The organism is Stackebrandtia nassauensis DSM 44728 (genome assembly GCF_000024545.1).
Lineage (GTDB): Bacteria > Actinomycetota > Actinomycetes > Mycobacteriales > Micromonosporaceae > Stackebrandtia > Stackebrandtia nassauensis.
Genome location: NC_013947.1, coordinates 3,016,002 through 3,028,656 on the forward strand (window position 1 = coordinate 3,016,002; position 12,655 = coordinate 3,028,656).

Below are 12,655 nucleotides of genomic sequence, written 5' to 3' on the forward strand. Positions count from 1 at the left end.
AAGCGAAATCCCGAAGGACATAACTGAAATGGTCGAGCCCGAAATCAATGTGGACCGTCGGTGGTGGCGGTTGGATGCTGACACTTCCAAGATCACTGCGGCGTCCACGGGGTGGAAGAACCTGGGCACCGCCGTGGACAAGGCCGGTGACGACGTGTTCAAGAAGGCCAAGGTCGTCTACGACGACGGCTGGGAAGGCAAGGGCCGCACCGCTTACGAGGGGCATCAGCAGAAGATCAGCAAGGCCTTGGTCGATCTGAAGAAGAAGGCCGACGCCGTGGACACCGCGTTGGACAACATCGCCAACGCGATCACCGCCAAACAGGGGCAACTGACGACCGCCGAGGGCGCGATCACTGGCGCGGTGCCGTGTGTCGTCGGCGACGACAAGATCAACTTCAAACCCGCCAACCCCGAGCAGTCCAAAGCTGTCATCGAGGCGGTGCGGGCCGCCAAGGGGATCCGCGCCGACCTCGACAAGCAACTGGGCACCGAAGCGGGCAACCTCAAGACCGCGGCTTCCGATTTCGCGGACGTGACGATCAAGTGGGGTTCGGTGGCGGAAGGCTTTAAGGAGCCGTTCGATCTGCCGCCGGAGTCCACGAGGGTTCCGCGCACGATCACGCTGCCGGACGGCCGGGTCATCATGAACACGGGGACGGGCAATGATGACGTCAAGGTCACCACGGATGACAAGGGCAATGTCATCGTGGAGTCCAACGGCACCAAACACACCTATCCACCGGGCACCAACATCACCGTCCGGGGCGGCCAAGGCGACGACACCATCAAGGTGGACGCCAAGGGCGTTCAGGTCACCAGCCTGGGTGGCGCGGGCAAGGACACCATCGACGCCGGCAACCCGCTGTTCCCGTTCGGTGGCGACAAGGACGGCAACAACACGATCATCTCCGGCGACGGCGACGACACCGTGACGACCGCTGGTGGCGACAACCGCGTCTCCACCGGAGCCGGCAAGGACACCGTCATGACCGGCGACGGCAACGACAACATCTCCACCTACAGTGGCGATGACTCGGTGCTCGACCTGGGCGGCAAGAACGACATCTCCACCGGCGCGGGTGCCGACACCGTCAGCGCCGGGGGCGACAACCACGTGTACTCCGGCGACGGTGCCGACAAGATCAACACCGGCGGCGGTCGCGACGTCATCGCCTCCGGCGAGGGCAACGACCGGGTGCAGGCCGGTAAGGGTGACGACCGGGTCTTCGCCGGAGAAGGCGCCGATTACGTCGACGGCCAGGACGGCAACGACCACCTGGAAGCCGGAGCCGGGGAGCGCAAGACCGACGGCCACGGCAACACCTACTACCAGGGCGACACCATGTACGGCGGCGACGGTGACGACACCCTGGCCGGTGGCGACGCCAACGACTACCTGGATGGCGGCACCGGCAACGACAAGGTCACCGGTGGCGGTGGCAACGACGTGGTGTCCGGTGGCAAGGGCGACGACACGTTGGACGGTGGTGAGGGCAAGGACGTCATGTACTCCGGCTTCGGCAAGGACTCGGTGACCGGCGACGCCGACGACACCGCCTACGTCCAGGACGGCGAGGACAAGGTGGACGGTGTCGGTACCAAGCACCACGTGAAGCCGATCGACGCCGACCAGCTGGTGAAGGACGGCGTCATCAAGATCGAAGGCTCCGAGGAGTTCAAGGACCGGATGCTGGCCGACCTCAACACCTTCGGGTCGTCCCCGACGGGCGGGGAAATGCTCAACCTCTACAAAGACCACATGAGCGACACCTTCAACAACGACTCGTTCACGATCAAGGAACTCAAACTCGACCCCGACAACGAGGACCGGGACGAGGAGTGGGAGGTCGAGAACGGCTACGCCCGCAACAACGGCGTCGTCAGCGACGACATCGAGATCGAGATCAACCCGGCGTTCCACCTCGACGACGGACCCGGCGGCAACCCGGCCGTGGTCATGTACCACGAGATGGCGCATGGGGCCAGCCACCTGCTGGACGTCCACGATCACGACAAGATCGGCGGCAACGGGCCGGACAAGGACATCGCCAAGTCGGAGCGGCAGGCGGTGGGTCTGCCCACCGACGGGCGCGACTACGACCCCAATAACCCGAGCGGCAACCTGGAGCAGAAGTACGCTTACACCGAAAACGGTCTGCGGGACGAAATGGGTCTCGATCCGCGTGAAACCTACGCCTCAGACAGGAAGTAACCGGACGGGGGAGTAAACCACGGTGACGAGTCCGATATGGAAACGTCCGGCGGGTCTGGCGTGGATCGCGTTCGGCTGCGTCCTGGCGGTCATCGCGCTGGACCGGCTGGCGGTGTTCATGGTGGACGCCTACGGCGCCGAGGTCGCGGTGCCCGGCGGGCCGTACCGCGGTGACGACCTCACCGACCGGTACGGCGACGAGGTCGACATGGTGCTCGGCCTCCTGGCGCTGGTGCTGCTCGCGTGGGCACTGTGGAGCGCTCGTCCGGCGAGCGGCCGGACCGGGTACCTGGTGACCTCCGGCGTGATCGCGGTGGTGACGGCGGCGGGCCTCGTCGGCGCGTATTTCCTCACACCGTTGAACTTCAGCCTCAGTCCGGGAGTGGAGGGCGACGACCTGACCTTCGGTCAGGCGCCCGGCCCGTACTGGTTCCAGGTGGCCCGGCCGGTGTTGCTGGGCGCGGCGGTGCTGGCGGTCCTGGGCGCGGCGTTTCGGGCCGCGACCGAGTCGCGACCGGCCGCCGCTCCACCGCCGACGGCCCCGATCGCCGCCACCGACTTCGTGGTCCCGGCGCCGCCGCCCGCTCCGGCCAGTGGCCGTCTGGTCCGCGTCGGCGGGTACGGCTCGATCGCGGTGGCGCTGTTCATGTTGGCGCTCAACCTGATCGTCGCCGCGGTCGCGGGCACGTCGCTGGCCGACCCGCTGTTGCCGTTGGCGGCGCTGGTTCCGCTGGCCGTCGTGGCCGTGGTGCTCGCCGCCCGTGTGACCACGGGGGCGAAACCGATAGCCGTCGGCATCGGCGCGTTGACGCCGCTGTGGCTCGCGCTGTCGGTGTGGTTGATGTTCACCAACCCGCTGACGATCGAACCGTCCCCTGTGGATGACGCCACTCGGGACAGTGTTGAGCCCCTCGCGGCCCCGGCCCTGATCCTCGGTGTGGCGCTGATGCTCGCCGCTCAGGTACTGAGCCTGATCGGGGTGGCGCGGCGCCGGTGAGCGGCGTAGCGGAAAACACACGCCACCACCGTCGGTAGTCCACTATCGTCACGTGTCGTCCCCGAAAGGAGCCGATCGTGTCGCCAGACCCGATGACCGTCCGCCCCACCCCGCACGAGCGGGTGGTGTTCCTCAAGCCGCTCATCAACTCGGAGAAGATCGTCGTGGGTGACTACACCTACTACGACGATCCCGACGACCCGACGGCGTTCGAGGAGCGCAACGTCCTGTACGGATACGGGCCCGAGAAGCTCGTCATCGGCAAGTACTGCGCGCTGGCGACCGGCACCCGGTTCATCATGGCCGGGGCCAACCACCCCACGGCGGGTGTGTCGACGTTCCCGTTCACGATCTTCGGCGGCGAATGGGCCGAGAAAACCCTCGACGTCCTGTCGGCGATCCCCAGCCGGGGCGACACCATAGTGGGCAACGACGTGTGGTTCGGCTACCAGTCGCTGGTCATGCCCGGCGTGCGCATCGGTGACGGGGCCATCATCGCCAGCGGCTCGGTCGTCACCGGCGATGTCGCGCCATACAGTGTCGTGGGCGGGAACCCGGCCAAGCAGATCCGGCGGCGGTTCAGCGACACCGAGGTCGAGCAGCTGCTGGACGCGGCCTGGTGGGACTGGCCGATGGAACTGGTCACCGAGCACGCCCGCACCATCATGGCCGGAAACCCCGCCGACATCGCCCGCGTCGCCGCCGAACACCGGCGGCCCCAGGAGGACTCATGACCGCCACCATCACCGAACACGTCGTCACCGACGCCGCCGGTGGTCCGTACGCGCTGACCAGTGGACCCGACGGTGCCCTGTGGATCACGCTGGTGCACGGCGGCCGGATCGCCCGGTTCGTTCCCGGAACCGAAGCCACCGCCCACGAGCTCGCCCCCGGCAGCGGCCCGATGATCATCGCGCCTGGCCCCGACAACGCGCTGTGGTTCACGCAGAACCGCGCCCACTCCATCGGGCGGCTGACGACCGACGGCGACCTCACCGAGTACCCGCTGCCGACCCCCGACTGCGGCCCCTTCGGCATCGCCGCCGGGCCCGACGGCGCGCTGTGGTTCACCGAGATGACCGGCGACCGCGTCGGCCGGATCTCCGTGGACGGCAAGGTCACCGAGTACCCGCTGCCGATGACCGGCGGGATGGCCTCGGCGATCACGGCGGGCCGCGACGACGGCATGTGGTTCACACTCAACCAGGCCAACGCGATCGGCCGCGTCGGCATGGACGGCGACATCACCGTCCACGCACTGCCCACCGAGGCCGCTGGTCCGGTCGGCATCTGCGCCGGACCCGACGGCGCGCTGTGGTTCGTCGAGATCGGCGCCGGACAGATCGGCCGCATCACCGTCGACGGCACGATCACCGAATTCCCGCTGCCGGACCGCGCCGCCCGACCGCACGCCATCACCGCCCACGACGGCGCGCTGTGGTTCACCGAGTGGGGCGCCAACCGGGTCGGCACCATTGACCCGTCCGGGGCCGTGACGGTGCACGACCTGCCCACGCCCGGCAGCGAACCGCACGGCATCGCCACCGGCCCCGACGGCGCACTGTGGACCGCTTTGGAGACCGGAGCGCTGGCTCGGATCGGCTAATGTGAATGTGGGCTGCCTCATACCCCGCTGCCCGGCGGGCGAGGCACCCCGCACACACCCGAGGGGCCCAGCATGGACACCGTTCTTATCGAGGTCTTCCTTCCGATCGCCCTGGCGATCATCATGTTCGGGCTGGGGCTGGGCCTGACCACCGCGGACTTCGCCCGGGTGGCGCGGTATCCGCGCGCGGCCGCCGCGGCCCTGGGCTGCCAGATCCTGCTGCTGCCCGCCGCGTGTTTCGGCCTGGTGCTGCTGTTCGAGCTGCCGCCGGTGCTGGCGGTGGGCATGATGCTGCTGGCCGCCTCGCCAGGCGGCACCACGGCCAACCTCTACAGTCACCTGTTCGGCGGCGACGTCGCGCTCAACATCACCCTGACCGCGATCAACTCGGTGGTGGCGGTGGTGACGCTGCCGCTGGTGACGAACCTGGCGTTGACCTACTTCGTCGCGGACGGTGGCACGCTGGGGCTCCAGTTCGGCAAGACCTTGCAGATCTTCGCCATCGTGTTGGTGCCGGTGGTGCTCGGGATGCTGGTGAAGCGTCGCAGTCCCGGCTTCGCCGCGCGGTTGAGCCGTCCGGTGAAGATCGCCTCGGCGATCATCCTGGTGCTGGTCATCGCCGGGGCCATCGCCACCGAGTGGGCCAATCTCGGTGGCTACATCCGTTCGGTCGGGGCGATCACGGTCCTGTTCAGCGTGCTGAGCCTGACGGTCGGCTACTGGGTGCCCCGGCTGCTCAAGGTCGAACGTCGGCAGGCGATCGCGTCCTGTATGGAGATCGGTATCCACAACTCGACGCTGGCCATCACGATCGCGTTGAGCCCGGCGCTTTTGGGCAACGTCGAGATGTCGATCCCGGCGGCGCTGTACGGCCTGGTCATGTTCTTCACCGCCGCGGGCGCCGGGTTCCTGGCGCGCCGCGGCGTCAAGGACGAGCCGGTCAAGGCCGCTTAGCCCGCCGCGGTTCGGGTCGCGGTCACCGCCACGGTCGCGTAGTCCATCGTGAAGCCGCCGCCCAGCGAGTCGATGGCCGCGCCGACCTCGGCGAGCACCTCGGCCAGCGGTTCGGGAGCCAGCCGGGTGAGCAGGCCCTGGGTGGGCAGCACGTCGAGCCACTGTTCGCGGGTGTAGTCCTGCTGCCAGTCCCACCGTTCCTGGCGCGGCTTGCTCAAATCCGGGGTGGCGCGGATGCCGTCGGCGGCCTTGTCGAACATCGCCTGATACAGCTCGACGGCGGGCCGCTCCGCGTTGAGGGTGCCGGGAAGGTCGGGCACCATCCGCTCGCAGGCCGTCGCGAACGCTCGGCCCACCACCGAAGGCGGCTGGCCGACGTTCCAGATCAGCGCCAGCAGGCCGTCCGGCCGCAGGATCCGGGCCGCCTTGGCGGCTCCGGCCACCGGGTCGACCCAGTGCCAGGCCGTGGCCGCGATGACCGCGTCGAAGTCACGACCGCGCGGGTCCCAGTCCTCGAAGGTCGCCACCTCGACGTCGACGCCGGTGCCGCGCGCGAACGCGGCCATCCGCTCGTCGGGGTCGAGGCCGAGCACCCGCCAGCCCGCCGCCTGCAACTGCCGCGCCTCGATGCCGGTGCCGCAGCCGACGTCGAGGGCGTCGGGCCCGGGCGCGGTGGCGACGAGCGCCGTCACCATGGCGTCGGGGTAGTGGGGTCGGGTGCGGTCGTAGCGTTCGGCGTCGACGCCGAAGGACTCGGCCATCGCGCGGTGTCGGTGCGGTTCTGATGGGGTTGGCGGGACGGTGCCCGACGATATAGTGGTCATGCGCCCACTTTAAATGGGCGAGCGCCCACTTGACAAGTTCGCAGCTCAAACCCATGAAGGAGAAGTCCATGGCGCCAACCGGCGTGGCCATGCGCGATGCCCGCACCCAGTTGTTCGACGCCGCCGAGCGGGTGCTGCTGCGCGACGGACCGGCGGGCTTGAGCAGCCGGGCCGTCACCACCGAGGCCAACTGCGCCAAGGGGGTGCTGCACCGCCACTTCGCCGACTTCGACGCCTTCCTGGCCGAGTTCGTCCTCGACCGGGCGCACCGGCTGGAGGCCGAGGTCGCGACGCTGCACGACCGTGCCGGAACGGGCGCCGTCGCCGACAACGTCACCGGCGCGCTGATGAGCGTGTTCGACTCGGTGGCCGTGGCGATCGTCCCGCTCATCACCTTCCGCGACGAACTGCGGAACCGGTTGCGCGAGACCTGGCCCGCCGGGGTGCCGGTGCTGACCCAGGCCGCGATCCTGTTCGCCGGTTACCTGGAGGCCGAACGCGAGCTGGGGCGGCTGGCCGACGAAGCCGACGCCGACGTGCTCGCCGCGACGCTGATCGGCTCGGCCCACCTGCTGTTCGCCGATCGCACCGCCGCGCCGCCGGGGGTCGATGCCGTCCGCAAGTCGGTGGACGCGGTGCTCGGTGCCGTGGTCCGCGAGTGAGCCGGTCGCGCTGCCGAAACGGGGCGGCGGCCCCCGACGCTTCGACCGTGCCTTGAGCCGCCTCGACACGGCGGCCCCGACGCTCCGGCCCCGGGCTCAGGCCGCTTTGCAGCTGGCCAGGGTGCGCAGCTCGGGTGGCGCCGTGACCGTCGCGGCCGCCTCGGACCACATCGACAGTCGACCGCACTGGCAGCGCGCGTAGACCACGGTGCCCGTCGACGTGCGGTGCCGCGACACCACCGTCAGGGCCGCGCTCATGCCCAGCTCACAGATCGGGCACCGGTTCGGGCTGGTTTCCTCGTGATTGGTCATGCGGCAAGTGTCGGCCTAGAATCGTTCGTGAACAACGAAAGTTTCCGCAGCGGATCATGAGAGGAAATCGAATGATCGACCCGAGACTGCGCACGCTTCGCACCCTGCGGGCCCAGGGCACGGTCACCGCCACCGCGTACGCCCTGCACCTGACACCGTCCACGGTGTCACAGCAGCTCAAACAGCTCGCCCACGAAACCGGGGTCCGGCTGCTGGAACCGACCGGCCGCCGCGTCAAACTCACCCCGGCCGCCGAGATCCTGCTGAACCACGCCGACGCCTTGTACTCGCAGTGGGAACTGGCCAAACAGGACCTCGCCGCGCTCGCGGCCGGTGAGATCGGCAGCCTGCGTATCTGCGGCCTGTCCAGCACGGTCGCGGCGTTCGTCGCCCCGGCCGCCAAGCGGTTGCGCGAGGCCAACCCCGGGGTGCGGCTGCGGCTGTCGGCCGTCGAATCGCACGAGGCGTTCCATCTGCTGGAGTCCGGCGAGGTCGACATCGCCGTGTTCAACCCGACCGACGCCACCCCGCCGCCGAGCGACCGGCGCTTCGAACAGCGGTTCCTCGTCGACGACGTCGAGGACATGCTGGTGCCGTCCGACCACCGCTTCGCGGAGCGCGACAGTGTGGAACTGGCGGAGTTCGCCGACGAGGAGTGGGTCGGCATGCCGTCCTGTGTCGACCAGCACCAGCTGTTGCTCAGCAGCACCGCCGCGGCCGGGTTCACGCCGGACATCGCCCACCACGCCGACACCTGGTCCAGCGCCTCCGGGCTGGTCTGCACCGGTTTCGGGGTGAGCCTGTACACCCGGCTGGTCCCGATCCCGGCCGAGCACACCGTGGTGCGGCTGCCGATCCACGGCAACCCGGTGCCGACCCGGCGGCTGTTCACCGCCGTGCGACGCGGCAGCGCCGCCCAGCCCGCCATCGCGCGCGGACTGGCCGCGATCCGCGAAGCCGCCGTTCCCGCCGCGGCCTGAGACCGATCCATAGTTCATCTATATTGAGGCGTCGCTGGCACCCGTCCGCGTCGCCGTTTCGTTACGCTCATTCACACCGGGAACACGGTTGCGAAGCGAGAATCCCCGCTCCGCACCGGTTTGCGAGAGGAGTCGGTCCGTGCTCGACGAGACTCAGGCCTATCCGCGCGCCGAACAGCATCTGCGCGACGCGGTGACCGCACTGGACGCCGATATCCGGCTGGAGCCGGAACTCCGCAACGCCGTGTCCCCGCCACCCGAGAGTGGACAGTCCCATCTGGTCAATGTCGAAGTCTCCTATGTCGCGAAACTGCCCGAGTCCGACGACGTGTTCGCGCGCAACCGCGGCCTGTTCGAACGACTGAAGAAGTGGTGGCTGGGACAGGGCTACGAGCTCGTCACCGACAACCCGTCCGAACCGTTCACGGTGCTGCGCGTCGCCGACCCCCACGACGGATTCGTCATCGCCCTGCGGCAGGGGAAGATCGGCAACCTGTGGTTCACCGTCAACTCGCCCCTGGTGACCCCCACCGGAGTAGAACCCCCACCCCCGGGGCTGACCTGACGCCCCGCCGCCTGCGAAAGATCGAGTCATGGTTGATTACGCCCAATTGACCAACATGGACACCTCGAAGCTGACCCGTGCGGCGGAGGAGTCCGGAAGCCTCGCCGGTGCGTTGTCGACCAGCGCCCAGGACGTCCAGACCGCCTCCGACATCCCGGCGGGGATGTGGGCGGGCCGCGACTCCACGGCGGCGTCGGACCTGATGGCGACCCAGCCGCCGCCGCTGTTCGTCGCCTCGGACGCGTTCAAACGCAGTCAGGCGGTGCTGGAGGACCTCGTCACGGACCTGGAGGCGGCGCGGCGGCGGCTGCAGGACGCGCACGATCTGGTGGCCGGAACCGGTCTCACCATCGGCCCCGACGGGACCGTGACCACACCGGTGGTCAACAACCCGGCCGAGGCGCAGGCGAACGAGCGGCTGGCCCAGCAGGTGCGCGACGTCATCGACGAGGCCGTGCGGATGGCCAACGACGCCGATGACAAGGCCAAGGACCAGATCACGGCCACCGCGCTGCTCGCCGACGAGAACGCCATCCCCGACAACCGCGGTGACACGCCCAAGGACGTCAAGGAATGGTGGGACTCGCTCAGCGACCCCGAGAAACAGGCGTTCATCGACCAGCACCCCGAAAAGATCGGCAACCTCGACGGCATCCCGCCCGAGGACCGGCACAAGGCCAACTGGAAGTCGCTCAACGACGCGATCGACGCCAAACGCCAAGAGATCGAGGACATCAGGAACACCCCGGGATACGGCGGACCGGGCGCGGCCGACGACCGCAACAAGGTCGAGGACCTGCAGAAGCAACTCGACGCCATGCAGAACCTGCGGGGCATCGTGGACGACCCGAAGCATCCCGACCGGCTGCTGATGGGCTTCGACCCGGAGGGCGACGGCAAGGCCATCATCGCCACCGGCAACCCTGACAAGGCGGACAACGTGCTCACCCACGTACCGGGCATGGGTTCCGAACTGTCCACAGCGGGCAACGAACTCAACCGGGTCGACCGGATGGTGTCCGACGCCAACCAGCTGGACCCGACCAAGGAGACCGTCGGTGTCATGTGGCTCGACTACGACGCCCCCGACGGGATCAGCAACGCCGGTACCACCGGCTACGCCGAGAAGGGCGCTCCCGACCTGGCCCAGTTCCAGGACGGCCTGCGCGCCACCCACGAGGGTGCGCCCTCACACAACACCGTGGTCGGCCATTCCTACGGCTCCACGGTCGTGGGTCACTCGCTCAAGGACCACGGCATGAACACCGACGACGTGGTGTTCGCCGGAAGCCCCGGCGTCGGGGTGGACCACGTCTCGGGCCTGAACACGAACGCCGACGTCCACGCCACCCGCGCCCAGCACGACATCATCGGCCTGGTGCCCGACGGCAACACCCGGTTCCACGTGCCGTTCACCGACATCACGCTGTCCAGCCACGGCCTGAACCCCGCCGACCCGGCCTTCGGCGCCCACTCCTTCGAGAGCTCTCCGGGCGACAAGGGCTGGTTCCCCGGCGGCCGGTCGATCGCGGCGCACTCGCAGTACTGGGATGACGGCAACCCGGCTCGCGACGAGATCGCCAGGATCGTCACCGAGAACGACTAGCCGTTCAGCCGTGCACACCGCCAGACACGTAGACGACCTGTCCGGTGATGAACCCGGCCGCCTCGGCGGCGAAGAACGCCGCCGCGTGCGCGATGTCCTCGGGTCGTCCGACCCGGCCCACCGGGATCGAGTCGGCCGCGATGCGCTGGTGTTCGTCGAAGTCGCGGCCCAGTCGCTTCGCGGTCGCGGCGGTCATGTCGCTGACGATGAAACCCGGCGCGATCGCGTTGGCGGTGATGCCCTCGGGCGCCAGCTCCAGCGCCAGTGACTTGGTGTAGCCCAGCAGCCCGGCCTTGGCCGCCGAGTAGTTGACCCGGCCGGGCGTGCCCAGCGCCGAGATGCTGGAGATGTTGATGATCCGGCCCCAGCCCGCCTCGCGCATGTACGGGTGGGCGGCCTTGACGGTGTGGAACGCCGCGTTGAGGTGGATGTTGATGACCTCGTCCCACTGCGCGGTGGTCATGTCCGGCAGGTCCGCGTCGCGGGCGTAACCGGCGTTGTTGACCAGCACCCCGACGCCGCCGAGCCGTTCGGCGGCGGTGTTGACCGCGTCGGTGGTGGCCTGCGCGTCGCCGATGTCGGTGGGCAGCGCGATGGCGGTGCCGCCGTCGGCGGTGATGGACTCGGCCGTGGCGGCGGCGCGCTCGGCGTTGATGTCCACGATGGCCACCGCCAGGCCGTCGGCGGCGAAGCGGCGGGCTATCCCGGCGCCGATGCCGTGGGCGCCTCCGGTGACGATCGCGGTGCGGGTGGGCGACATGGGCGGAGGTCCTCTCGTGCTGGCTGATGGCCGCTCGACAGTACCCGAGCCTCCCGCTTGTAGAACGATCTACATCGTGTGTACATTGACAGGCGTCACTCTTTGTGGAGGTGCTCTCGATGGCATCGCGAACCCCGGCGGGCCCGGTCACCATGGAGGACGTCGCGCGCGAAGCCGGTGTGTCGCGGGCCGCGGTGTCCAAGGTGATCCGCGACGCCCACGGGGTCAGCGCCGCGATGCGCGAACGGGTCACGACGGCCATCGCGACGCTCGGCTACCGTCCCAACGTCTCGGCCCGTGGCATGCGCGGCGCCACCTACACGCTCGGCATCGAGATCCCCGAACTGGCGAACCCGTTCTTCCCGCGCCTGCTCGCCGGGGTGACGGCGGCGGTGTCCGCGTCGCCGTACCAACTCATCGTCGCCCCGGCCGATCCGGCCAACGTGGAGGGTTATCGCGCCATCCAGGCGCTCGTCGACCGGCAGGTCGACGGCGTCATCGCGGTCTCGCCGCTGGTGGAGCCCGCGTGGCTGGAAGCCCTGGCCGCGACGGTGCCGGTGGTGATGCTCGGACGGCACGACCGTGCCAGCGGATACGACACCGTCGCGAACGACGACGAGGCCGGGACCCGCCAGGCGATGCGGCACCTCATTGATCTCGGACACCGCGACATCGCCCACCTCACCTGCGAGGAGACGAAGACCGTTCCCGGTTCCGGTGTGCCGCAGGCGATCCGGCTCGAAACCTATCGCGAGGTCATGCGGGAGTCCGGGCTCGACGCCCACATCCGGGTCGTCCGCACGCCCACGGGCGAGGCCGGGGCGTGCCGCACCGCGACGCGGTTGCTGACCGGCCCCGAGCGGCCGACGGCGATCTTCGCCTCCCACGACGAACCGGCGCTGGGGGTGCAGCGCGCCATCGCCGAAGCCGGACTGACCCCCATGGACGTCTCCGTCGTCGGCTACGACGACATCGAGATCGCCCGGCACCCGGGAGTCTCACTCACCACGGTGAACCAGGACGGCGAGCGGATCGGCCGTCTCGCCGCCGAACTGCTGCTGGAACGCATCGCGGGGCGAACCGAGCCGCGACAGGAGATCGTGCGGCCCGAGCTCGTCGTGCGGTCCAGCACCCGGCCACCGCCCTGACCCATCCGATCCGAGACAACCGCGAG

The 12,655-nt window shown here is 69.1% G+C and carries 13 protein-coding genes; 10 read left to right on the top strand and 3 right to left on the bottom strand.

Annotated elements, in window-relative coordinates:
* Positions 1-28 precede the first annotated feature (28 nt).
* From SNAS_RS32770 to SNAS_RS14130, 5 genes are all read left to right on the top strand, one after another.
* Positions 29-2,215: a M91 family zinc metallopeptidase gene (locus SNAS_RS32770; protein ID WP_013018110.1), complete on the top strand. Its 2,187-nt coding sequence runs from the start codon at positions 29-31 to the stop codon at positions 2,213-2,215.
* 22 nt (positions 2,216-2,237) lie between these two features.
* Positions 2,238-3,212 (top strand): hypothetical protein, encoded by a 975-nt coding sequence (locus SNAS_RS14115; RefSeq protein WP_013018111.1) that lies wholly within the window; start codon positions 2,238-2,240, stop codon positions 3,210-3,212.
* Between the two features lie 92 nt (positions 3,213-3,304).
* Complete coding sequence (locus SNAS_RS37190; protein WP_144300786.1) at positions 3,305-3,946, top strand: CatB-related O-acetyltransferase; 642 nt, start codon at positions 3,305-3,307, stop codon at positions 3,944-3,946.
* Positions 3,943-4,818, top strand: a complete 876-nt coding sequence (locus SNAS_RS14125; RefSeq protein ID WP_013018113.1) for a Vgb family protein — start codon at positions 3,943-3,945, stop codon at positions 4,816-4,818. The genes SNAS_RS37190 and SNAS_RS14125 overlap by 4 nt, the downstream gene beginning before the upstream one ends.
* Positions 4,819-4,890: 72 nt before the next feature.
* Complete coding sequence (locus tag SNAS_RS14130) at positions 4,891-5,772, top strand: bile acid:sodium symporter family protein (RefSeq protein WP_013018114.1); 882 nt, start codon at positions 4,891-4,893, stop codon at positions 5,770-5,772.
* On the opposite strand, the gene SNAS_RS14135 is transcribed toward SNAS_RS14130, so the two are convergent.
* The gene (locus SNAS_RS14135) at positions 5,769-6,596 is read right to left on the bottom strand and encodes a class I SAM-dependent methyltransferase (RefSeq protein WP_013018115.1); all 828 of its coding nucleotides are present in this window, start codon (positions 6,594-6,596) and stop codon (positions 5,769-5,771) included. The genes SNAS_RS14130 and SNAS_RS14135 overlap by 4 nt on opposite strands.
* 68 nt (positions 6,597-6,664) lie before the next feature.
* Here SNAS_RS14135 and SNAS_RS14140 point away from each other — a divergent pair, with 68 nt between their 5' ends.
* Positions 6,665-7,258 (top strand): TetR/AcrR family transcriptional regulator, encoded by a 594-nt coding sequence (locus SNAS_RS14140; RefSeq protein WP_013018116.1) that lies wholly within the window; start codon positions 6,665-6,667, stop codon positions 7,256-7,258.
* Between the two features lie 96 nt (positions 7,259-7,354).
* Here the strand turns inward: SNAS_RS14140 and SNAS_RS14145 are convergent, their stop codons facing one another.
* Positions 7,355-7,570 (bottom strand): hypothetical protein, encoded by a 216-nt coding sequence (locus SNAS_RS14145; protein WP_013018117.1) that lies wholly within the window; start codon positions 7,568-7,570, stop codon positions 7,355-7,357.
* Between the two features lie 71 nt (positions 7,571-7,641).
* On the opposite strand from SNAS_RS14145, the gene SNAS_RS14150 reads away from it, so the two are divergent.
* The 3 genes from SNAS_RS14150 (at position 7,642) to SNAS_RS14160 (ending at position 10,721) form a co-directional block, all read left to right on the top strand.
* Complete coding sequence (locus tag SNAS_RS14150) at positions 7,642-8,550, top strand: LysR family transcriptional regulator (RefSeq protein WP_013018118.1); 909 nt, start codon at positions 7,642-7,644, stop codon at positions 8,548-8,550.
* Between the two features lie 139 nt (positions 8,551-8,689).
* Entirely contained in the window at positions 8,690-9,115 is a 426-nt protein-coding gene (locus SNAS_RS14155) for a hypothetical protein (protein WP_013018119.1), read from the top strand.
* Between the two features lie 28 nt (positions 9,116-9,143).
* Positions 9,144-10,721, top strand: a complete 1,578-nt coding sequence (locus SNAS_RS14160; protein ID WP_013018120.1) for an alpha/beta hydrolase — start codon at positions 9,144-9,146, stop codon at positions 10,719-10,721.
* 4 nt (positions 10,722-10,725) lie between these two features.
* Here SNAS_RS14160 and SNAS_RS14165 read toward each other — a convergent pair whose 3' ends face one another.
* Positions 10,726-11,481: an SDR family oxidoreductase gene (locus SNAS_RS14165; protein WP_013018121.1), complete on the bottom strand. Its 756-nt coding sequence runs from the start codon at positions 11,479-11,481 to the stop codon at positions 10,726-10,728.
* A 119-nt stretch (positions 11,482-11,600) separates the two neighbouring features.
* On the opposite strand from SNAS_RS14165, the gene SNAS_RS14170 reads away from it, so the two are divergent.
* Complete coding sequence (locus tag SNAS_RS14170; RefSeq protein ID WP_013018122.1) at positions 11,601-12,629, top strand: LacI family DNA-binding transcriptional regulator; 1,029 nt, start codon at positions 11,601-11,603, stop codon at positions 12,627-12,629.
* The last annotated feature ends 26 nt before the right edge of the window (positions 12,630-12,655 follow it).